The organism is Paenibacillus sp. JT22N1, assembly GCF_059692155.1.
This window is the reverse complement of sequence record NZ_JCAUAW010000014.1, coordinates 114586-138523: the sequence shown is the minus strand read 5'-3', so window position 1 is coordinate 138523 and position 23938 is coordinate 114586. Positions and strand designations below refer to the sequence as shown.

Sequence of the window (23938 nt, the reverse complement as noted above, 5' to 3'; positions counted from 1 at the left end):
GAAATGGTAGACATAATGAAGAAAAGTACGTTAATGGCAGTGGTGACTTTGTTGGCGGCAGGGACTTTAGTAACGGCTTGCAGCAAATCAAAAGAAGAGGGCAGTGGAACCTCAGTCTCACCGGCAAAAGAGGGAAAATCGTCATCAGCACCAGAGAAGCGGGGCAAGATCAAAATGTCCCTCTACGACCGTGGCAACACTCCGCCCGCGGAAGGAACGGTTACGAATAACCGCTGGACGAAATGGATTAACGAGAACGCGCCTGCGGATGTCGAATATGTCGCCATTCCGCGGTTTGAATCGAAGCAGAAGTTTAATACGCTGTTTGCCTCAGGAGAAGCTCCGGACGTAATCACCGAATTTGATACGAGCTACCGGGATCAGCTCTATAGTCAGAAGCAGCTGCTTCCGCTGGAGGATCTGATCAAACAACATGCGCCGAACTACAACAAATTGCTGGAAAAATATCCGATTCTGCGCCAGATCGGTACAAAACCTGACGGCAAATTATACGAAATCGGGCGGGTTATTCCTAGCTCTGTACAAATAGCCGTATTCATCCGCACCGACTGGCTTAAAAAACTTTCGTTGCCAATACCGCAAACGTCCGATGATCTATTGAAAGTGTCGAAAGCGTTCACCGAACAAGATCCGGACGGCAATGGGAAAAAGGATACATACGGCTTTTCACTCGCCTACTTAGGGGATAAAGCGATTGATGCTATGCATGGCAATACGATGTTTATTAAAGATGACAAGCTGATCGAAGATGATGCGAGAATGAAAGCGGCCGTTTCCTTCAAGAAACGACTGTTCGACGAAGGCGTTGTTGATCGTGATTATTTGACGGACAAGAACGGCGAGAAGGCAAAAAAAGACTTTTTGTCTGGTAAGCTCGGAATCTATGTGGCTGACAACGCTAACGTTGATTTATTAACGACGCTCCGCAGCACGAATCGAGATGCAACGATCGCCCCCATGCTGATGCCGAAGACAGAGTTCGGACAATACACGATCGGAATGTTAAATCCACTTCAGATGACGACGGTGGTCTATGCAGGCTCGAAGGATCCGGTCGCTGCAGTGAAAACGATCGACTTCATGATAGCTGAACCGACGTGGAAAATGCTGAAATTCGGCACGGAAAACGTACATTGGAAAAATGACGAGCTCGGATGTCCCAGAGCGATTAATCCGGATTTACGTAAAACTGAAGTAAACTATAATGCCGATTTGAACTTGATAGCGACAACGGTTGATTCCAAAGGGATATGCAACCTTCCTGTCCTTGACAAGAATATTCCTAATGCTGAGGAATGGGCTGGAATCAGACAACAAACACGTGCATTATACGAAAATCCCGCAATACCGTTATACACTCTTACGCATAGTGAGCATATGCCCACGCTTCCAGCCGATTTGTTAAAAATCAATAATGACTGGATCCAGCAAAGCAAGGACCTGATTGCCAAGACTGTAGTCAGCGGCGGCAGCGTTTCTGTTGATCAAGGGATGAATGATCTTAAGAATTTGAAGCAGAAGATCGGACAAAATCAGACCCTCGATTGGTATGCGAAGTGGTATGAGCAGAATAAAAAGAATGCGTTCCTGACCAAGGATATTTACCAGTACTTGCTAAAGAATAACTGAATGATAGGAATTACCCCAAATATGACATTGTGAAATAAGGTGAGATGGGAATGGAATTCATTACACTGTCCGACGATGCAGAGTCTCTGGCATGCAAGGCTATAGATAGCCTCGAAGAAAGAAGCTCCTATTTGCTCGATAGGCTCATTCAGAAGGATATGTCCAAGGACCTTTATGGAGGTATGGCCATTGCGAATCTGAGTAAAGGCATCTATGCGGAGGCATGTAATCAGAGATTACTTAGGACAGCTGAGTGGTTTGTGCATCCCCATCTTTACGGCCGCGATCCGCAAGGAGAATCGGATTTCGCCGCCATCAAGCTTATACGCGCCCTTTACCAGTTTGAGCCTATTGGCCTTCTACAGGAGGCGACCAGCAGCTCCATACGAAACTTCTATCTGAATCATGATTTTGAAAGTAAATACAAGTCAGAGAATCACATGCTGCTTTTTCATACCTCCCGGTATCTGGCTGCACAGAAATATCCGCAAGAGTGCTTCAAGGCGTATGGAAAGAAAGGAGGGGAGCTTCTGGAGGAGGAAGGAAAACTCCTCCGGGATTACCTTGTTTTTCGCGCTAAGCGGGGATGGGCAGAGTTTGATTCCTCCAGCTATATGCCAGAAGTCGTGGAGTGTCTGCTGTGTCTCTATGATTTTGCCTGCGATTCGGAACTAGTTAAGCTTGCAGAGATGATGCTGGATTTGCTGATGCTGGACATGGTATGTGATAGCTCGACGGTTTGTACGGAGGGGCCCATGGCCGCATCTATGCGCCAGTTGCATTGGATCACGCCCGAAGCGGTACCTTTCCTCTCTACTATCTGTATTTCGGGCATAGCTACAGGGAGGAAATTCAAGGCTCCTGCCTCATTGCTGCCATTTGCTCGCGCTATCGGCCCCGTCAGCAGATATATGAAATTGCACTAGGGCGAACGCAGCCTTATGTTCATCAGGAAAGCAAACATTTACACTGCATAACTTGTGAAACGCCTCACAAAAAGCTGCCGCAGGAGGAAGGAAGTATCAATAAGTATACGTATTTCACTCCTCGGTATATCATAGGTGCCGTGAATTTTCAGGATTCTTACCGTTTAGGCAGTGAAGCGTCCTGGTATGCCCATCATCAGCAGCACCAGTGGGATCTGAGTCTTGTGGAGGACACCACTTTGAAAATATTCAGTCATCATCCAGGGCATCATGGCACGGAAGGAAGCGAACATGGCTACTGGACGGGAGATTTGGGTTGCGGTTGCGGGCACTTTTTTTGCGAAAAAAATGTGGTTATGGCCATGTATCAGATTCCCCAGGATCAAGCGCTGCATTGGATTCACATTCATGTTCCGAGGGATGCCTTTGATGAGGTAAAGGAAGAGGGGAATTACCTTTTTCTAAGAAAGTCCGGGGTGTATATCTCTTTATTTATCCACAATGGGTATGGCTGGACAGAAGATGGAGAGTACGCCAGAAGGGAAATCAGAAGTCAGGGTAGGTGCAATGCAGTCATTTGCGAAGTGGGAGATGACATGAGCTTCCCGGATTTTGCAACGTTTCGCAGGACGATTTTACAGAACCGTATTGTTTTCGATCCTATAAATATGCAGTTATCGTACCATTCTTCTTCCGTGGGGGAACTATCGATGGACAAATCAAAGCGAGCCGTTCACGGAGAATCGGTGAGCTTTCCCTATCCTACTTATAAGGGACCCTATATGTTTTCAGCTTTTAACAGTGGCATTATCGAAGTAAGCTCGAACGGAAAAAAAGTAACCTACGATTTTAACCAAATTATAGTCAAGCAAGAGTAACCGGAGGTGTGAAGTTTGAAAGGTATTCTGGAAAATGTAGCACGGACAACCATGCAGATGGATTTTAATGTAGACAAGAAAGGCGATTGGGACTGGGGAGCAGGCGTCGCTTTATACGGATTGCGGAAAGTGTATGAGACAACCGGAAGCCAAGAGATCTATAACTTCATCAAAACGTTTATCGACTCTAACATGGCGAACAGCCAGAAGATTTCGTATAACATCAATACCACAGCACCGCTGCTCTCGGTTTTGCTGCTCTATCGAGAAACTGGAGAACCTCATTATCTTGATTTTGCCGAAAAATTTGCCAGTTGGCTCATGAAAGAAGCTCCGCGTTTATCCAACGGGGCTCTTGAGCATACCGTCATTAACGATAAGTTTGCCGGAGAAATGTGGGTCGATACGGTATTTATGGCCGGTGTGTTCCTAACGGAATTGGGACAGATGTTGAATAAATCAGCTTATATTGAAGAAGGGCTGCTGCAGGCAAGGCTTCATATCGAATTCCTTCAAAAGGAGGGAGATGGATTGCTCTACCATGGCTACAGTCTGGCGAGTAATCATCATCTCAGCGGCTGCCTCTAGGCCAGAGGAAACAGTTGGGTAACGATCAGCATACCGGAAATATTCGCAACTTTGACAGGTTATGAAAAGGAAAAGAGATGGTTCTTTGATAGAATCCATCTGCAGGTTGAGGCACTGGCGGCAGTTCAAAAGGACAATGGCATGTGGCCTACCATTCTAGATGATGCCTCCTCCTATGAGGAAACCTCTGCAACGGCGGGCTTTGTCTATGGCATATCTAAAAGTGTCCGTATGGGTTATTTGGATAAAAAATACTTACTCTGTGCGGAGAAAGGGTATAAGGCTGTACTTCAGTATATTTCGGAAGAGGGCACGGTGCTGGGTGTTTCGGCAGGTACGGGTATTCCAAAAAGTATACAGGAGTATAATGCTATTCCTCACCAGTCTATCATGCCATGGGGTCAAGGAATTACCTTATTGATGCTCTGCCTATAGGCGTACGAAACAACTTAACTCATGAAGGGGGTAAGTGATATGGAAACAAGGCGCAGGCTGATTGCGATCCTTATGCTGGTATGTATGTTGTCCACTTTAATCGTAAATCCATGGGAAACATCCACTGTTTATGCAGAAACGACAGCTGCTCCGGACAAAGCGGAATACCTGTTGGATGAAGATTTTTCTAATCTTGCCACTTCCTACGAACCGAGTGACGTCGTGCCGAGCGGATGGGATGTAAAAAGAGCTGGAGGATCGATTTCCTACAGTTTTAACAATTGGTTTAAAATCAGTGATACCAGTGATGTACTTCCTGTATCCATGAATAAAAAAATGCGTTCTCAGAATGCTGGAACCCTTACCCTGGAATACCGTTTTAAGATGCCATCAGTCGTAAATGGTGTAAAGTGGCAACTTCGAAGCGGAGGAACCGAAGGAATCAGCCTTGAGGTTAAGAATGGTAATTTAGTTCTGGAATCCAGTGATGCCAGTTACAATCTCCAGACGATCAACGCTAATACGGAATACGGAGTAAAAGTAATCGTTAATCTGGATGCGCGAAAAGTCCAGGTTTATGTAAACGGTAACGTAAAGGCATCGGAGAAGAGTTTTACTAACGATGTGGCATTTATAGATAACTTTCATGTGATCACGGGTGATGTAACAACGGGAGACCTATTTTTTGCTCCGGTAAAGATTCACAAAGGGTATGCCATTAATGAGAAATTTATATCCACGGTTCAAGGCCCCCTTCCTGAGGATTGGCAGTCACAGACTAGTGGTGGTGTGATTGCTGTGGAGAAGATGGATAATTCCAAGCCGCCGGATGTGTTTAGTCTGAAGATGAACGCGACGAATGCAACTGGCGAGATGAGTATGGAGAAATCTGTACCTTCTCAGGAAGGAAGCTTGATTTTTGAATACAAAGTATTTATTCCCGTTAAAATGGATGGTTTCTCAGCTGCGCTAAAAAATGAAAATTCGACAGTCTTCCAATGGCTTACAGCAGACGGGAAATTTGCTTATAAGAACTCGAGCGGTCAAAATGTGGCCTTCTACGACTACATTCCAAACCTCTGGTATCATGTAAAACTCAAATTAAATACAGTGACCGGTAAAGCAGATATTTACCTGAACGGCAAATTGAAAGTTGAGCAAATCGACATCCCGTTTAGTGGCGTCAATCGTGTTAACTTTTCAATTGGAGGCTCAAATAGGGGAAGCATGTCGCTCGATGATATCCTCTTGTATCACCAGGCGGCAGAGCCTCTGGATTATGTGCCCGCACCTGTCCCTGCAAACTCGGATGATGAGTTGGTAGGAGCTCAAGCTTGTTCCTTGTGGAGAGAAGGGCAGCACCTGGGATGGGACCGGATCAATCCATATCCAGAAAGAAAGCCTTATCTTGGTTATTATGACGAAGGTAATCCGGAGGTAGCTGACTGGGAAATCAAGTGGATGGCGGAGCATGGGATTGATTTCCAGATGTATTGTTGGTACAGACCGACAGGCACAGAAGGGAAGCCGATTAAGGAGCCTCGTCTGGGAGCAGCGCTTCATGATGGTTATTTCAATGCCAAGTACAGCGACAAAGCCGATTTTATGATCATGTGGGAGGCCTCATCCTCCAAAGTTAGCGGAAGCCAGGATTTCAGAAACAATGTTGTGCCGTATTGGATGGAATACTATTTCAAAGATCCTAGGTATGTGGTCGTCGACAATAAGCCTGTCATAGGGATTTTTAGTTATTCCGGCTTGAAACGGAATTTCGGAGGCAATGCTGCAGGTGTTAAGGCAGAAGTGGAATATTTAAGACAGGCAGCCAGAGATGCTGGCTTCGATGATGTTATTATTCTGATATCCAATTCAAGTTCTGACGCCTCCTTGATACAAGAAATGAAGAATGAAGCCGGACTCGATGCCATGTTTGCCTACTCATGGGGAGCTTTTGCAGGGAAAGAAGAATTGCAAAAGACAAAGCTAGAGCAGCAAAGAGATGCTGGTTCCATGGATGTGGTTCCCGTTGTCAGCATGGGGAGGGACGATCGTGCATGGGATGGACCAGCCGGATATTATGCGACGCCTGAGGAGTTCCAGTCAACGGGTCAATGGGTGAAGGACACTTTTGTGCCATCCTTGCCAGCAAACAGTGTGGGTCGGAAAATGGTTCTTCTGGACAACTGGAATGAATATGGAGAAGGCCATTTTATCATGCCTGCCGGATTAAACGGTTTCAAGTATTTGAATGCGATTCGTAATGTGTTCACGGAGGGTGGAGAACATTCGGATGCTATACCTACAGAGGCGCAAAAAGAAAGAATCCGAGGCTTATATCCCCAAGGGCGGATTGTTCCTCCAAAAACAGTGGAAGTCCCTCCAATAACAGATATTAGCCCTATTACGTACAGCAAGTTATGGGATTTCAACACAGATGGGGACAGTGAGGGCTGGACGGTAGCGAAGCAAGTCAATCCTGTAAGTATAACAGGAGGACACTATTCAGGTACATCAACAGGAAGTGATCCAGGCCTTCATTCACCGACTTCCTTGGGGATATCAGCAGAAGAAAACCCCTATATCCATATCCGCATGAAAAATAGTTCCAGTGATACAGCCGGACAGATTTATTTCATTACGGAAACGGATCGAACTTGGAATGAAGCCAAAGGAATCGGTTTATTTGTAAAGCCAAATGATAGCGGTTACACGGACTATTATGTTCCCATGTGGAGCAACAAGAAATGGACGGGAAATATCCAAGCAATCCGGTTCGATCCCCTTACAACTGTTGGTGATTTCAGCATTGACCGGATAGGATTCGTGAAGGTTCCCATTGCGGGAGTGAAATTGTATCTGAACGGGCAACCGATGAAAACCGTGACTCCGCTGGAAATGATCGACGGCAGTGCCATGCTGCCGCTGGCCGAAGTTCTGGCGAAGGATGGAATTACGACCGAACGAGATGAAACAGGAGACATCCTAGCCATCAAGAATGGCAGTGTTATTCGGGTCGTGCCAGGACAGCTTACAGCTTATAAAGGAAATACGGCCGTAGCCTTGCAGCATGTTCCTGTGACTACGAGCTATGATCTGTTGGTGTCACCTGATGCTTTGAAGGAACTATTTGGTTATAACGTTGCATGGGAAGCGTTAGATGAGACCTTGTATATCTCCGGTCCATTCAAAATAGTTGGAGACAATATTTTAACAGATCCAGGGATGGAAATGGATACTCTATCATACTCCGGTGAAAGAATCGCTGCAGAGCTAAGCACCACAGAGTACCATTCCGGTCATCAGTCGGTAAAAGTAACCAAGGAGTATGCTTATGGAAAAATTCTTTTCCCCGGCGTAGAGAATGGTAAAGAATACTATTACTCGGCTTGGGGTAAGCAGGCTGCCGGCTCCACAGCAGGGGAGAAGCTGCGGATTTGTCTGCAGTACAAAGTGAACGGCGAGACCAAACAAGTGGTGATGGTAACGGGGCCAGCGATGGATGCCTCTACTTGGAAAAAAGCAGAAGGATATTTTAAGCTGAATGAGACCGGAAATATTACCAATTTGACCATGTATATCTATACGGATTTTCCGGCAGCAGCAGATAGCTACTATCTGGACGACGTGGAGATTCGGCCAGTGACTTATGCCAATGATCCAATCCCTGCTAAAGTCTCGGGAATTAGTCTGAATAATACGGCTATGGAGATTAATCCTGGAACGACAGCGAGGTTGAGGGCTATCATTGAGCCTTTGAATGCGGTAGAAAGGGCAGTTACTTGGAGCTCTGACAATCCAGAGGTGGCAATCGTGGACGTGAATGGAGCTGTTTACGGGAAAAAGGAGGGAAGCGCCTATATCACAGCTACAACAGTGGATGGCGGCAAAATGGCTACTTCTGCGGTAACCGTCCGAGAAGGGGCTTACGAAACGGTCATCTTGACAGTGAAGCCTGATGGAACCGGGGATTTTGTTTCTCCTAAATTGGCTAATGATAGCATTCTGGATAGCAGCTCTGCCAAGCAGTATGTCATTCTGATCTATCCTGGCGTGTACACGGAGAAAAATTGGGTGGTAAAACCTTATACTACGCTACGAGGAACCGATAGGGATCAAGTTATCCTGAAGGGTGAGAACGCCGCTTCAGCCACGAACAGTGAAATTACCAATCAATCGACCCTTTGGTTGAAGGGGACAGCAAATCTGGAGAATCTCACCGTCACCGCCAAAAACATGAGATATCCGATTCACAGCGAAGACAATGGCAATAATAAGGATGCTATCCATATTGTGAAGAATTCCCACATTGAGCATTACGGCAATCTGGAAGCTGTAGAATATCGGCAGAGCTGGATGGCAGCGCATCCGGGGGTTACTCCACCGACAGACCTAGATCCTGCCAAGGTATGGGGAGGGATCAGCGGAGTAGGTTCCCATGCTTGGGGTTATGGTTCAGCCAGCGGCGTAACGGAGATTGTGTATGGCAGCGCTTTTGTTTCAAAAGCTGATGGCTGGTATGTGCATAATCGGGAGGATTTCGCCAAACCCCAGATCAATATCATCAACGACAGCAAAATTGTTTCTACGGAGACTTTGAAGCCTATTATTATACAATCGCTAGGCAGTGGGACCAAAGATGAGGTTATTTTCAACAACACGGAGATTATTGGGACTTACATGGTTCAGGACGATTCGCCCTGGATTACGCAAAAACCGGAGAACCAATATGCGAATCATGCGGATTATAAGGTCACCTTTAATAACAGTACACCTATTGGCTATTCGGATGAGCACAGGGGTAGAGCGCTAGCCTTGTTCAGTAAATCCACAGGCAGCAGTTCCTATGTAAGGGTCAGCGGTGATGCAGTACCAACTATTCTAGGACAGTATGAAACCCGAGACGGAGGCGGTGGCCTCAGCGGTTATCTATACGGTTATTGGGATATATCGGGCATTAAAGTGGGTCTGAATGCCAACATTGAGGTCAATAATACGCTCGGAAGAAGGCTGGGGGACTGCACCATCATTAATAAGACACTTCAAGTGATCTTTGAAGATGGAACAAGCAAAACAATCATTTTTAATGAAAATTATACAAATCAGCTTAATACCTATATATTGGCAAAAATGAACGGAATTTTAGGCGCTTCGGGCAGAGTGGCGGAGTATAACGTCACAGGTACTGAATACTACCCACAGGTGCTAGATAAGCAGTTAACATTACAAAATAATACCCAGGTTGGCATTCCCCGATTTGCCGCTGTACGATTTGATAGCGACAATACCACGCTGCGACTCATGAGCGCTGCTGATTCTCCTGGAAGCTTTGTAGGCATCACGCTAGAGCGGATTATACCAGGGAAGTCGGGAAGAGTTTTGACGGAAGGGATTATGAAAAAAAGTCAATTGAATGGTTTTACAGGAAGCCTAATGAAAGGAACTCGGATTTCCATAGGAACCCAAGCTGGGAGTTTGATTGAAAACTCCAGCGCACCAGCACTGCTGGTGGGAATCCAGACGGATTGGGCTTATTTTAAGGGGGATACGGAAGCTCCTATTAGCAGTGCCTCCGTAAGTACGGTTACTCCAAACGGCAGCAACGGATGGTATACATCGGAAGTAACGGTAAGCATAGCCGTGTATGACCATTTATCTGGTGTAGCAAAAACAGAATATCAAGTAAATAACGGTGCTTGGATAACCTATACCGGTTCCATTCCTGCCTTTGTTGAAGGGGTTTATAAGGTCGGTTATCGGAGTACGGATCAAGCAGGCAATGTAGAACAGGTCAAGACAATTGAGTTTAAGATTGACCCAACAGCTCCATTACTAACTGTTCAGTTAGATAAAACGTCAATATGGCCGCCGAATCATGACATGGTGACGGTTCATGCTGCGGTGTACGCGAGTGATGCTGCATCAGGTGTCGCTTCTGTGGTGTTAACCTCCATTTCAAGTAATGAACCGGATAGTGGCCAGGGTGACATTGAGGCTAATATAGGCACGCCTGCTACTTCATTTCAGTTACGGGCAGAAAGATTAAGTAATGGAACGGGGCGAATATACACGATTACGTATACGATAATCGACAATGCAGGTAATAAATCAACATCGATAAGCACAGTTCGCGTACCACATAACCAATATGCTATGGGAAAACAGGTATGACTTAAGCGTTTCTTTGGAGCTGCAGGCGAATGCCTTCACGATCGATTTGAATCCAGTATTCTACGATACGTTCGTTTTCGATGCGATACACAGCGCTGGCGATCTCGATGATGGTTTGGCCAGTTGGCGGAAAGCCATCGACTTCGCCAATGTGAGTGCCGGTCTGTTTCCAGCGTACGTAAACACGTTCATCCTGAGCAATTAGTTCTTGCACCTCCAAGTGGAAATCACCGTAGGCTGCGATCATTTCCCTAACGTGGTCAGCATAATTAGAGGGTGTTCGGTGAACGGTGGTTTCGTTTTCTGCGGTCATTTGATGAGCAAGCACCTGCTCGGCCATGTAGAGATTAGCTGTATCCGGCGCAAGACCAGAGCGAACTTTTTCGAAAAATTGGCGTACGATTTCTGATGTTAATGTAGTCATAGGGCACCTCTTCACAAAATTGATTCTATCCATATATTGTACATGAAAACGAAACCTCACTGATCAATTTCAGAGAGATTTTCGTTTTTTTTTTACTATGATACAAAAATAACTTGCTTAATTAGAAAAATGTGGTTATTACTTTACCTAACGGTAAGTAAAAAAAGGAGAAAAACAATGCAGACTTACGAACTAATTCTAAATGAAGCCTATCGTCTATTTGCCCGAAATGGGTTTGAGAAGACTAGCTTATCCATGATTGCGAAGGAAGTTGGCATAACGAAACCAGCACTGTATTACCACTTTTCCTCGAAAGAGGCTTTATTTCATGCGCTGCTTCAAGAGGTGTGCAAGGAAATTCGGTTTGATACCTTTTTCCCGATAAAGGAATTTACAACTGAAAACTTCAAAGAGCATTTCATTACATGCGGCCTGAAAATGATTCATGAGCAGCGTAACGATCCGCATTACTCATTGATAATGAAAGAATTCATGATTCAAAGTACAAGAGATGAGAAGATTCTCGAAGCTGTTAAAGCTGTCATTGATACGTATGTTCAAGGCTTTACTGCCTTATTCAAACACGGGGTGAATCTTGGTGTAATGAGCGGGGAAAATCTAGGTTTAAAAGCCGAGATGCTGACACTAATTATCGACCAAATTGACAACTATATGACGCTTGGACTTGCTTTTGATTACGAACGATTGTGGCAATACAGTGTGGAGCAAGTGTGGAATGGAGAGATAAATACGTGAGTGGAGAACGAATAACAGGGCTTGATTTTGCAAGAGCAATTTCCATACTGGGTATGATGTTTGTCAATTATAAAATCGCAATGGGGGCAGAGGGCAGTGGCCCTGCGTGGTTATCTTGGTTCACTAGTTTATTCGAGGGAAGGGCATCTGCTGTTTTCGTTGTGTTAGCAGGGATCGGCTTTACGATTATGACACGAAAGGCAAGAGTAGGAGATACGGGGTTACTGCGCAAGCAAAGAGTTATCGTCTGGAAAAGATCGTTATACCTACTTTTCTTAGGATTTCTATTGATCCTTTTTGGATGGAGCGCTGACATTTTGCATTATTATGCTTTGTTTTTGTTTATAGCCTCTTTTCTAATACGAGCTTCTGGTAAAATGCTGCTGGGTGCTGCTGTTATTATTTGGTTAAGTGCACAATTGTTCCTATTGCAATATGACTATACAGTAGGCTGGGATTCTTCTTTTCATACTTATTTGGATTTCTGGACAGTGAATGGGTTTTTACGGAATACATGGTTCAACAGTTTTCATCCAGCGATACCCTGGTTTTGTTTCTTTCTAGTCGGAATGTGGTTCGGTAGGCTAAACTTTACAGATACATCGATTCGGAAAAAGTGGCTTCTCATTTCGTTGATTGCATGGGTGGGGAGTGAATTGATTTCCTTAGCCGCTTTGAAAATAGGAGGCACTTATCTCGGGACGGAAATAGCCGAGTATCTATTTCAAACAAAGCCGATGCCGCCGAATCTGCTATACATGTTCTCTGCAACGAGTTCAGCAATTCTAGTTAACTTATTATGTATTTATCTTGTTGAAAGCAAATATGCTCGTGGCATCGTCAAGGTGCTCATCGAGACAGGGCAGATGACGTTGACACATTATGTCATGCATGTCGTTGTGGGGCTTGGTATTCTACAATTATTCGGTATTCTCGAAAATGGTTCTGTCATCTTCTCAACGCTGTATGCTGTGGCCTACTTCGTTTTCGCAATTGTAATTTCCCTAATCTGGAAACATAAATTTAAGCGAGGATCTTTGGAAATGGTGATGCGGAAATTCTAGGATAGAAAAAACAGCCTAGTTGCAGACCATTAATGATCTGTAATCAGGCTGTTATCGTTGCAGTTACTGGAGTAAACGACGGAATTCTTCGGTCAACAGCGGTACGACCTCGAAAAGATCACCGACGATGCCGTAGTCGGCGACTTTAAAGATTGGCGCCTCAGCATCCTTGTTAATCGCGATGATGACGCGCGAAGAGCTCATCCCGGCAAGATGCTGGATGGCGCCGCTAATGCCGCACGCGATGTAGATCTCCGGCGTCACGACCTTGCCGGTCTGGCCGATTTGCATCGCGTACTCGCAGTAGCCCGCGTCGCAGGCTCCGCGGGAAGCCCCGACAGCGCCGCCCAAGACGGCAGCCAGCTCTTCGAGCGGCTGAAAGCCATCGGCGCTGCGCACGCCCCGTCCGCCGGAGACAACGATCTTGGCTTCTGCCAAGTCGATGGTGCCGGACGTTTTCTTGACGACCTCCCGAATGATGCTGCGCAGGGAGGGAGCGGGGTAAGCCACATCGATGACCTCAGCTTGACGCGATGCGTCAGGCTCGGAGGCTGCGATGTTGTTCGGTCTTATCGTGACGACCCATGTGCCATTCGGGTCGGTAAACGCTTTCTTTTCGACGGCTTTGCCAGCGTAAAGCGGTCGCGTGAACTGCACGGTATCCCCGCTGCGCGAGATAGCCGTTACGTCTGAGAGCTGGCCAGCTGCGAGCTTCGCCGCGGCCAGCGGTGCGAGATCTCGGCCAGCTGCCGTGTGGCCGAAGTAGAGTGCGCCTGGCTGGGCGGTATCCGTGACAGCCAGCAGAGAACTCAAGTAGGCTTCCGAGCTGTAACTCTCCAGCTGGTTGTCTTCGACAACATAGATGGTGTCTGCGCCATAAGCCGCAAGCTCACCAGCAAGTGCTTTGCTTCCTGCGCCGCCAATCAATACTGCAGCGATGGCATCGCCATCAGAAGCGGAAAGCTGCGCTGCGCGTAATGCTTCAAAAGATACTTGCCGCAGCTTGCCGCCGCGTGCTTCTGCAACAACGAGATATGTTTTGCTCATAAATGTAGCCTCCCCTTAATTAGATCACTTTGGATTCGCTGCGTAATGCTTGCACGAGTTCGGTAACTTGCTGTGGAAGGTCGCCTTTTAGAATTCGGCCTGCCTTTCGCTCAGGTGGCAAGGTCAACTCCGTGCGTTCTGTTTTAGCGACTGCCAAATCGGCGCCCTCAATATCATCAAGTGATAAGTGCTGGAATGGTTTTTTCTTAGCTTTCATAATCCCAGGTAGTGAAGGATAGCGCGGCTCGTTCAAGCCTTGCTGTGCTGTGAACAGAGCAGGGAGAGGCACCTCGATCACTTCAATATCGCCTTCTGCATCGCGGTGGGCAACCGCTTTTCCTCCGGAAATTTCCAACTTCGTAATAGAGGCAACATGAGGTAAGCCTAGGAGGGAAGAGAGTCGGATAGCGACTTGCCCAGCCCCATTGTCGACGGAGAAATTACCACCCAATAGAAGATCGACGGACTGTCCACGCAAATAGTTGGCCAAAATTTCGGCCACTTCGAACTCATCTCCCTTAATGCGCTCATCGGAAATAAGAACGGCTTCATCAGCCCCCATCGCCAGTGCAGTTCGCAGAGCTTCAGCGGTACGTTCGGGACCAACGGAGAGCAGGGTGACCTTGCCGCCCAGCTCATCACGAATTTGAATCGCTTGCTCAACCGCATATTCATCGTAAGGATTGATGACGAATTTCACGCCATCCTCTTGAACGGCCCCGTTATGCAGGACGATTTTTTCCTCCGTATCAAACGTTTGCTTCAATAATACAAAAATGTCCATAGTCAAGCTCCTTCCTGAATATACATGTTATACAGACCTTAAGACTCGATGCCTTTCATGAAAAAATCAATGGTAGGTCCAACTTGAGCGGTTAAAGAATACTTCTGCCCAGAAATAAGCCAAGAAGTAACGACTTCGTCCATGCCGCCAAAAATGAGAAGCCTCACAAGCTTCACTTCAAAATCAGGACGGAAACTGCCGTCTTTCTTACCTTTTTCTAATATATTTTCAATGAGGATAATATATCTCTTTAGTGCAAGGCCAATCTCTTTGCGAAGCTCGAGATCACTCTGTCTAAGCTCGATTTGGGTGAGGTAAGCAAGATGAATATTCCCTTCCAGTACACTGAAATGAATCTCACATACTTTGTGTAGCGCTTCTCTTGCTGTCATTTGATCATTCAGCCCATTATTGAGCTTCTCTACAAGCTCGCCTAATTTCTCCTGAAACAGGCTGGTCAAAATATCCTCCTTCTTCTTGAAATAAAGATAGATGGTGCCATCGGCCACTCCAGCTTCCTTGGCGATTCGGGATACTTGGGATTTGTGAAAGCCATGCTCAGCAAACACTTTCAGAGCGCCTTCGAGTATTGCGTAATACTTGTCTGGTTTTTTGCCACTTGTCAAGGAGATCACCTCGGTGTTAGAATACAAATATCGGTGAATGAATACTCATTCATTTTCGTAATTTCATCATAAAATACGCAGTACGCCTTGTCAACGACTTATTCAGCTGATTAAAGCAAGTAGGAAGGTTTGCCGGCTTACACTTCACAATGAAGCAGTTTTCAACTCTGGAAATAGGGTCAAATGGAACTTGCTTTTTTACGATATCTGAATGTAAGCGGTTACTTTACTTGCATGAGTGGGTTTCCGAGTCCAGTAGTAGGTGGGGCGATGTTATTGCTTGCTCATTATTGTTGGATTCGAGCTGGATGTCGTGGCTAGCGTGGAATAAGAGTCCATAAAGACTCCTATATCTATAGAAGTCAAAGAAATTGGGGAAATAGCAGTCTCCAGAGACTCTTATTTATCAGGATTTCGAACTAGATGGTGTGATTCATGTGGAATAAGAGTCCCTAGAGACTCCTAAATCCATAGAAGGCAATGAAAATGAGGAAATAGCAGTCTCTAAAGGCTCTTATTTATCAGGATTTCGAGTTAGATGGTGTGATTCGCGTGGGATAAGAGTCCCTAGAGACACCTAAATCCATAGAAGGCGATGAAAATGAGGAAATAAAAGTCTCTAAAGGCTCTTATTTATCTAAATTTTGAGCAATATTGTGTGATTCATGTGGAATAAGAGTCCCTAGAGACTCTTAAACCCATGGAAGACAATGAAAATGAGGAAATAGCAGTCTCTAGAGGCTCTTATTACCTGGAAATCGCTCAAAAAATCTAATTTGCGGGGATTTTGGATGGATTAGTAGGGGAACTTGCTAAGCTCATACTTACGAAATCTTACGAAGTCTTACGAAAGCGCAGAACATGCTTACGAAGAAAGTTTTGCTAACGCAAAACGCTAGGGAGGGTCCTCAATGACCGGTTCACTCATTCAGTTTCTTTTATTTCTTGCGGTTACGGGGTTTGCGGTGTATTTGTTTGTCCGTGTTGTCTATCACCGATATTTGTACATTAGGCTTGGCAAGTCTGTGAATTTGAAAACGGAAGCGAAGGCGCGGCTGAAGGAGTTTGCGATTCAGGTATTTGGCCAGACCAAGCTATTGAAGGATAAGAAGAGCGGCATCATGCACATTGTGATCTTTTATGGATTCATTATTTTGCAGCTTGGGGCGCTGGATCTCATTTTGAAGGGATTAATTGGCCATGGGTTACCAATACCAGGTTACGATTATTTCACTTTCATGCAGGAATTGACGGTAGCGCTGATTCTTCTGGCCATGGGATATGCGACGTATCGCCGTTATGTTGAAAAGCTAAAACGGCTGAAACGCGGTTGGAAGCCTAGTATCGTTATATTCTTCATTTTTTTCTTGATGCTATCTGTCGTCGTAAGCGGTGGGTTTGAACGGGTAAAGGAAGGGATGGAGACATCCGCATTTGCACCAATTTCATCTCTGTTCGCAGCAGCCTTTAGCGGTATGTCGCATACAGCGGCTACGGTTGGTTTCTATATAAGCTGGTGGATGCATTTGCTCATCCTACTCTCATTTCTAATCTATGTACCGCAGTCGAAGCATTTTCACATTATTACAGCACCTATCAATATCTTGCTTCGCCGCACAGAGCCAACTGGTAAATTGGCTTCACTGGACTTGGAGGATGAAGAGGCAGAATCTTTCGGTGTAGGCAAAATCGAGGATTTCACGCAGAAGCAGATGCTTGATTTCTACTCTTGTGTGGAATGCGGTCGCTGCTCGAATGTTTGTCCCGCGAATACAACAGGCAAGATGCTGTCGCCGATGCATTTGATTACGAAGCTTCGTGATCATTTGACGGAAAAAGGCGCTGCCATCACCTCCAAATCACCATGGGTGCCAGCTTTTGCTTTCGCTAGTCCAAGTACCCATAACCCGCTTGAAGTTGAGCTCATTGGCGGCGTTATTACGGAAGAAGAGTTGTGGGCTTGTACAACCTGTCGTAATTGTGAGGATCAATGTCCTGTAGGGAATGAGCATGTGGATAAGATTATCGATCTGCGCCGACATCTTGTACTGACGCAAGGCAGCATGCCGCATGATGGCCAACGTGCTTTACAAAACATCGAGAGACAAGGAAATCCTTGGGGAATAAGCCGGAATGATCGCGTGAAATGGGTCAAAGAAGTGGATCCGGATGATGAGCTTGGTGTGCGTACGGTGAAGGAAAATCCGGAATTCGAGTACTTGTTTTTCTTGGGTTCCATGGGAGCCTACGATAATCGCAGCCGCAAGATCACGCATTCTTTTGTGAAATTGATGAAGGAAGCCGGCGTCTCCTTTGCCATTTTGGGCAATGAGGAGAAGAATTCAGGTGATACACCTCGCCGGATGGGTAATGAATTTCTATTCCAACAGCTGTGTGCGGACAATATTGCGACTTTTCAAAAGTATAAGGTTCAGAAAATCGTAACAACGTGCCCGCATACGTACCATACATTCAAAAATGAATACCCCGAATTTGGCCTTATGGCAGACGTTTTCCATCACACTGAGCTGTTGGATCTGTGGGTGAAAGAGGGGCGTCTTAAGCCGCAACATGAAGTGCGAGAGCGTATTACGTACCACGATTCTTGTTATCTAGGCCGCTACAACGAAGTGTATGAAGAGCCGCGCAATGTACTGCGAGCGATTCCAGGGGTTGAGTTGGTTGAGCAAGAGCGTTCTCGCGAGAACAGTATGTGCTGCGGTGCCGGAGGCGGCATGATGTGGATGGAAGAAACCGCAGGTACACGCGTAAACGTAGCACGCACTGAACAGCTTTTAAGTGTGAAACCCACCGTTATCAGTTCAGCCTGTCCTTATTGCCTAACGATGGTGGAGGATGGAACAAAGCTTAAGGAGGTCGAGGAACAGGTGAAAGCGCGAGATATCGCTGAAATTCTTGCCTTGTCTGTGTTTGGAACGCCTTAGGATAAACGACTTCTTCGCCATAAGGGCGAGCGTGTTTGTCAAGGTTGATGCGAAAACTGAAAAAATCATGTAGGAGGAAATTTCCATATGACAAAGATTCGTACAGCGGCCGTTATCGGCTCCGGTGTGATGGGCTCCGGTATCGCTGCCCATTTGGCAAATGTAGGCATTCCCGTGTTACTGCTCGATATGGTGCCTACCCAACTGCAGCCGCAAGAAGAAGCTGCTGGCCTTACGTTAGATCATCCCAAGGTGCGGAATCGATTTGCTCTTAATGCGATGGATAAGCTCAGTAAGACGAACCCAGCTCCCCTATATAGTGAAACTTTCGCTGAACGTATTACACCAGGCAATCTGGAGGATGATTTAGCTAAGCTTGGAAGCGTGGATTGGATTATTGAAGTTATTGTGGAAAATTTGCAAGCGAAGCAGCAGCTCATCAGCCGTATTGAAACCGTTTGGAAGCCGGGAACCATTGTTTCCTCGAATACATCGGGCATATCAATCAATGCTATGGTCCAAAGCGCCAGCTCTGAGTTTAAAAAGCATTTCCTTGGCACTCATTTTTTTAATCCGCCTCGCTATATGAAATTATTGGAAGTGATTCCAAATGAACAGACAGACCCTGCAATTGTTGCTTTTATGACCGATTTTTGTGAGAAGAAGCTTGGAAAAGGTGTTGTTCAAGCGAAAGATACACCGAATTTTATCGGCAATCGAATTGGCACTTATGGGCTTTTGGTTACTTTGCGTGAAATGCTTGCAAATGGATATACCGTCGAAGAAGTAGATGCGGTAACCGGTCCGGCAATGGGCCGTCCTAAGAGCGCGACGTTCCGTACGCTGGACTTGGTGGGTCTGGATACTTTCGTCCATGTGGCTAATAACGTTTTTGATCTTGTGACTGACCCTGCGGAGAAGGAAGTTTTCAATACACCGGCCATTTTGAGAACGATGGTAGAAAAAGGCTGGATCGGAGAGAAGCAGGGCCAAGGGTTTTATAAAAAAGTGAAGTCCGAAGCTGGTAAAGAAATTCAATCATTAGATTTAAATACCATGGAATATTCGGCAAGCCGCAAAATCGGTTCAGGCTCTTTGGAAGCTTCGAAGCAGGCCAAAGGTACGGTAGGGAAGTTAAAGGCCTTACTCAGCGCCAAAGATCGATATTCGGATCTGGCGTGGAACATTTTGAAACCAGTGCTCCTCTATTCCGCTGAGAAATTAGATGAGATTGCAGATTCAATCGTCGAGATTGATAATGCGCTCAAATGGGGCTTTAACTGGGATCTCGGTCCTTTCGAAACGTGGGATGCTATTGGGCTGAAACGTTCTGTGGAACGAATGGAAGCAGAAGGCAGTAAAGTGCCTGAATGGGTAAAAGCTTGGATTGCCGCGGGTCATGACAGCTTTTATGAGAATAGGGATGGCCAAAGTTTTTACTATTTGAAAAATGAGTTTCGCGGTGTTGAAACAAGGCCAGAACTCATTTCACTTGCTTCTTTAAAACAGCAAAATAAAGTCATCCGCTCTAATAGCGGCGCGAGCTTGATAGACATTGGAGACGGGGTTGCTTGCTTAGAGTTTCACTCGCCGAACAATGCCATTGGTGCAGATATTCTCACGATGATTCAGCAAAGCGTGGACGAAGTACGCAGCAATTATCGCGGGATGGTTGTCGCAAACGAAGGCAAAAATTTCTGTGTCGGTGCCAACGTGATGCTGTTGTTAATGGAAGCGCAAGATGGCGAGTGGGATGAAGTAGACGGCATCATTCGTTTATTCCAAAACTCCATGTTGAAGCTCAAAAGGCTGGAAAAGCCGGTTGTTGCTGCGCCGCATAAGATGACGCTTGGTGGCGGGGTTGAGGCTTGTATGCCGGCTGACCAAATTATTTTCTCGGCGGAAACGTATTATGGACTCGTTGAGGTGGGTGTTGGCTTAATTCCTGCCGGTGGCGGATGTAAGGAGTTAGCACTTCTAGCAAGTCAAAAGGTTCGTGACCCGGAAGTCGATCTTCAGCCGTGGATCAATGCGATTTTTGAAACGGTGGCCATGGCAAAGGTGTCGACGAGCGGTCATGATACGAAACGTCTTGGCTATATGCGTGCTGGGGATACGGTCGTTGTGAATCCGGATCATCGTATTTATGAAGCGAAGCAAGCCGTACTTCGTATGGATGCTGCGGGATACACCTCTCCTGTGCAAGAGAAAATCCGCGTCGTTGGCGAGAATGGCAAAGCAGTGATGCAGATTGCTGCCTATACGATGCGCCAAGGCGGATATATCAGTGAGCACGATCAATTGATCGCGAATAAACTTGCACATGTACTTTCAGGAGGTAATGTGCCAGCAGGAACTTTAGTCACAGAGCAGTATATGCTCGATCTAGAACGTGAAGCCTTCCTTAGTCTTTGTGGAGAGCTGAAAACACAGCAGCGCATGCAATACATGCTTTCCAATGGGAAAGCACTGCGGAATTAAGGGAGAAGAACTTGCCTTTCTAATTAGAAAGCCCCGAATGGTGTATGCCTATTACTCATAATGAGGTGAAATCGATGAAAGAAGCAGTCATTGTATCGATAACGCGCACGGCAGTCGGTCGCGCGAAGAAAGGCAGTTTCGCTCAAACCAGAGCGGAGGACCTGGGTAAAGCCGTATTGGAAGAGGCTATACGGCGCGCTCCTGGACTCGACAAAGGAGATGTCGAGGACATCATTATCGGGTGCGCGATGCCCGAAGGCGAGCAAGGGCTGAACTTCGCCCGCACGATGTCGCTGTATGCGGGCTTCCCGGTGACCGTGCCGGCGATCACGGTCAATCGCTTTTGCTCCTCCGGGCTGCAAGCCATCGCTTATGCGGCGGAGCGCATTATGCTTGGCCACGCGGAGGTGATTGTCGCCGGAGGCGTTGAGAGCATGAGCCACGTCCCGATGACGGGCTTCAAGCTCTCGCCGCATCCGGGGCTGGTTGAGAGCATGCCTGAGGTGTACATGGGCATGGGCCACACGGCCGAAGAAGTTGCGCAGCGCTTCGGCATTTCGCGCGAAGCGCAGGATGGCTTCGCAACGCGGAGCCACAGACTAGCTGCCGCAGCGATCGCAGCCGGCAAGTTCGTAGACGAGATCGTGCCAGTGAGCACGAGCGTGAAGGGCGTTGACGAACGCGGCAAAGCGTTCGAGCGGAAGTTTGTGTTTGCCATGGATGAGGGCGTTCGCCCCGATACATCCGTGGAAGGGCTTGCCAAGCTGAAGCCTGCGTTCAGCTTGGGCGGATCTGTGACGGCGGGCAACGCGTCACAGACGTCGGACGGCGCAGCGGCGGCCGTGCTGATGAGCCGTGAGCGCGCGGAAGCGCTCGGGTTGAAGCCGCTGGCGACATTCAAGGCCTTCGCGCTTTCCGGCGTGGAGCCGGAAATTATGGGCGTCGGGCCTGTCAAGGCGATTCCGAAGGCTTTACAGATGGCAGGAATCACGCAAGACCAAGTGAATCTGTTTGAAATCAACGAAGCTTTCGCTTCGCAATGTGTCCATATTATTCGCGAGCTAGGCTTGAATGAAGATTTGGTGAATGTGAACGGTGGCGCCATCGCTCTCGGGCATCCGCTCGGGTGCACGGGTGCGAAGCTGACAACGAGCTTAATTCATGAGCTGCAGCGTCGTGGCGGCGGCTATGGTGTAGTGTCCATGTGTATCGGCGGCGGAATGGGAGCTGCCGGAGTCTTTGAAGTGCATCCCGTTTAATTGAAGCAGATAAATGGAAAAAGAACGGATTCATGAGAGTCTATCTAGGCCCTCGTGAATCCTAATATGTACCCTTGTACAATTAATTTAGAGGAGAGATGAACCATGGCGGAGAAAGTCGTAGGCGGTAGTTTTGTTATTTCAGATACGGATTTTCATGATATTGTGACTCCTGAGGATTTTACCGAAGAGCATCGCATGATTGCGGAAACAACGCGTGATTTCGTATCAGGTGAAGTCATGCCGAATGATGAGCATTTGGAAAAGCTCGATTATGATTTAACGGTAAAACTGATGCGCAGCGCGGGTGATCTCGGATTACTTGGCTCTGATGTACCCGAGATTTATGGCGGACTAGGGTTGGATAAAGTAAGTTCCACTGTGATTAGTGAAAATCTCGCCCGTGCTTCATCCTTTGCTTTGTCCATTGGGGCGCATGTCGGGATTGGTACGCTGCCGATTGTATTTTTTGGTACCACGGAACAGAAGAAGAAGTATTTGCCCGACCTTGCGACAGGCGCGAAAATCGCGGCCTACTGTTTAACGGAACCAACATCCGGCTCGGATGCTTTGGGGGCGAAAACGACAGCTCGTTTGTCTGAAGATGGAAAGTATTACCTTTTAAACGGATCCAAATTGTATATCACGAATGCCGGATTTGCGGATATTTTCATCGTTTATGCCAAAATCAATGGCACTGATTTCACGGCATTTATCGTAGAGAAAGGTGATCCTGGCTTTACGATGGGACCTGAAGAGAAGAAGATGGGAATCAAAGGATCGTCGACGCGTCCGCTTTATTTTGAAGATGTCCGTGTGCCAGTCGAGAATTTATTGGGTGAAATCGGTAAAGGTCACCTAATTGCTTTTAACATTCTGAATATTGGCCGTTACAAATTGGCTACCGGATGTCTGGGTGCTTCCAAGGAGACGATTGAATTAGCTTCGAAATATGCGAATACTCGCCAACAGTTTAATACGCCTATCTCACGTTTCCCATTGATTGGTAAAAAACTGGCGGAAATGAATATTCAAACGTATATGTTGGAGAGCATGGTGTATAGAACGACTGGATTGTTCGATACCATTCTCAAAGATATTGATCATACGAGCCCTGACGCCGGTAAACATTCATCAAAAGGGATTTCTGAATACGCGTTGGAATGCTCCATTAATAAGGTGTTCGCGTCTGAAGTATTAGATTTTGTAGCGGATGAGGGCTTGCAAATTCATGGCGGTTACGGTTTTATTCAGGAGTACAAAGTGGAGCGTATTTATCGGGATTCACGGATTAACCGAATTTTCGAAGGTACGAATGAAATCAATCGCCTGCTCATTCCAGGTACATTAGTGAAGAAAGCGATGAAAGGCGAACTGCCTTTGCTGCAAAAAGCACAAGCGCTGCAAGCGGAACTGCTCTCTATCGTTCCAGGCCAAACGTTCGAAGGCACACTAGCCGAAGAGGTGCATCTGGTTTCAATGGCGAAGAAAGTATTCCTAATGGTCGGTGGGCTTGCTGTACAAAAGTATGGCATGGCACTTGAGAAAAATCAGGAAGTTTTAAGTAATTTAGCTGACATCATGATCCAAATTTTCGCAGCCGAAAGCGGTCTTCTTCGTACACAAAAGCAGATTGAGAAAGCAGGGGAAGAAAAAGCAAAGAATGCGATCCAAATCACGACGGTTTTTGTTCATGAAGCATTTGACAAAATTGAGGCATATGCGAAGGAAGCGCTCAGTACGATGGAAGAAGGAGATGTTCTTCGGACTCAATTGTCTATTTTGAAAAAGCTGTCCAGACGCAGCAGTGTGAATACGGTAGGTCTGAAGCGCGACATCGCCGCACGTGTTATTCAGGGTGAGAAATTCATCGTATAGTCATCGATGTCAAGAACCTGAAGGGGATG

Annotated in this window: 14 protein-coding genes and 1 pseudogene; 11 read left to right on the top strand and 4 right to left on the bottom strand. The window is 46.5% G+C overall.

The genetic code is table 11. The features are described from left to right. Positions 1–3 precede the first annotated feature (3 nt). The 5 genes and pseudogenes from AC58UU_RS25710 (at position 4) to AC58UU_RS25690 (ending at position 10645) form a co-directional block, all read left to right on the top strand. The gene (locus AC58UU_RS25710; protein ID WP_497319913.1) at positions 4–1650 is read left to right on the top strand and encodes an extracellular solute-binding protein; all 1647 of its coding nucleotides are present in this window, start codon (positions 4–6) and stop codon (positions 1648–1650) included. A gap of 50 nt (positions 1651–1700) precedes the next feature. Continuing rightward, positions 1701–2576 (top strand): hypothetical protein, encoded by an 876-nt coding sequence (locus AC58UU_RS25705; protein WP_497319912.1) that lies wholly within the window; start codon positions 1701–1703, stop codon positions 2574–2576. Between the two features lie 140 nt (positions 2577–2716). Then, positions 2717–3454 (top strand): hypothetical protein, encoded by a 738-nt coding sequence (locus AC58UU_RS25700; RefSeq protein WP_497319910.1) that lies wholly within the window; start codon positions 2717–2719, stop codon positions 3452–3454. Between the two features lie 51 nt (positions 3455–3505). Then, a pseudogene (locus AC58UU_RS25695) lies at positions 3506–4477 on the top strand (glycoside hydrolase family 88/105 protein). A 39-nt stretch (positions 4478–4516) separates the two neighbouring features. Further along, positions 4517–10645, top strand: coding sequence for an OmpL47-type beta-barrel domain-containing protein (locus AC58UU_RS25690; protein ID WP_497319908.1), 6129 nt, complete (start codon positions 4517–4519; stop codon positions 10643–10645). A 1-nt stretch (position 10646) separates the two neighbouring features. Here AC58UU_RS25690 and AC58UU_RS25685 read toward each other — a convergent pair whose 3' ends face one another. Then, positions 10647–11069: an ester cyclase gene (locus AC58UU_RS25685; protein WP_497319907.1), complete on the bottom strand. Its 423-nt coding sequence runs from the start codon at positions 11067–11069 to the stop codon at positions 10647–10649. A gap of 177 nt (positions 11070–11246) precedes the next feature. Between AC58UU_RS25685 and AC58UU_RS25680 the strand changes: the two genes are divergently transcribed. Further along, entirely contained in the window at positions 11247–11825 is a 579-nt protein-coding gene (locus AC58UU_RS25680) for a TetR/AcrR family transcriptional regulator (RefSeq protein ID WP_497319905.1), read from the top strand. Further along, complete coding sequence (locus AC58UU_RS25675) at positions 11822–12889, top strand: DUF418 domain-containing protein (RefSeq protein WP_497319904.1); 1068 nt, start codon at positions 11822–11824, stop codon at positions 12887–12889. Before AC58UU_RS25680 ends, AC58UU_RS25675 begins: the two co-directional genes overlap by 4 nt. Before the next feature lie 63 nt (positions 12890–12952). Here AC58UU_RS25675 and AC58UU_RS25670 read toward each other — a convergent pair whose 3' ends face one another. The 3 genes from AC58UU_RS25670 to fadR are packed head-to-tail and all read right to left on the bottom strand — an operon-like array spanning position 12953 to position 15346. Next, positions 12953–13936: an electron transfer flavoprotein subunit alpha/FixB family protein gene (locus tag AC58UU_RS25670; protein ID WP_497319902.1), complete on the bottom strand. Its 984-nt coding sequence runs from the start codon at positions 13934–13936 to the stop codon at positions 12953–12955. A gap of 19 nt (positions 13937–13955) precedes the next feature. Next, positions 13956–14720 (bottom strand): electron transfer flavoprotein subunit beta/FixA family protein, encoded by a 765-nt coding sequence (locus tag AC58UU_RS25665; RefSeq protein ID WP_497319901.1) that lies wholly within the window; start codon positions 14718–14720, stop codon positions 13956–13958. A 38-nt stretch (positions 14721–14758) separates the two neighbouring features. Continuing rightward, on the bottom strand, positions 14759–15346 hold the full coding sequence (fadR, locus tag AC58UU_RS25660; RefSeq protein WP_057302424.1) for a fatty acid metabolism transcriptional regulator FadR: 588 nt from the start codon (positions 15344–15346) through the stop codon (positions 14759–14761). A 911-nt stretch (positions 15347–16257) separates the two neighbouring features. Between fadR and AC58UU_RS25655 the strand changes: the two genes are divergently transcribed. From AC58UU_RS25655 to AC58UU_RS25640, 4 genes are all read left to right on the top strand, one after another. Continuing rightward, complete coding sequence (locus AC58UU_RS25655; protein ID WP_497319900.1) at positions 16258–18291, top strand: (Fe-S)-binding protein; 2034 nt, start codon at positions 16258–16260, stop codon at positions 18289–18291. 87 nt (positions 18292–18378) lie between these two features. Continuing rightward, the gene (locus tag AC58UU_RS25650; RefSeq protein WP_497319898.1) at positions 18379–20772 is read left to right on the top strand and encodes a 3-hydroxyacyl-CoA dehydrogenase/enoyl-CoA hydratase family protein; all 2394 of its coding nucleotides are present in this window, start codon (positions 18379–18381) and stop codon (positions 20770–20772) included. A 74-nt stretch (positions 20773–20846) separates the two neighbouring features. Beyond that, on the top strand, positions 20847–22031 hold the full coding sequence (locus AC58UU_RS25645; protein WP_497319896.1) for an acetyl-CoA C-acyltransferase: 1185 nt from the start codon (positions 20847–20849) through the stop codon (positions 22029–22031). Between the two features lie 105 nt (positions 22032–22136). Continuing rightward, positions 22137–23909 carry an acyl-CoA dehydrogenase FadE gene (locus AC58UU_RS25640; RefSeq protein WP_497319895.1) on the top strand — a complete coding sequence of 591 codons (1773 nt, stop codon included), beginning with the start codon at positions 22137–22139 and terminating at the stop codon, positions 23907–23909. Positions 23910–23938: the final 29 nt, after the last annotated feature.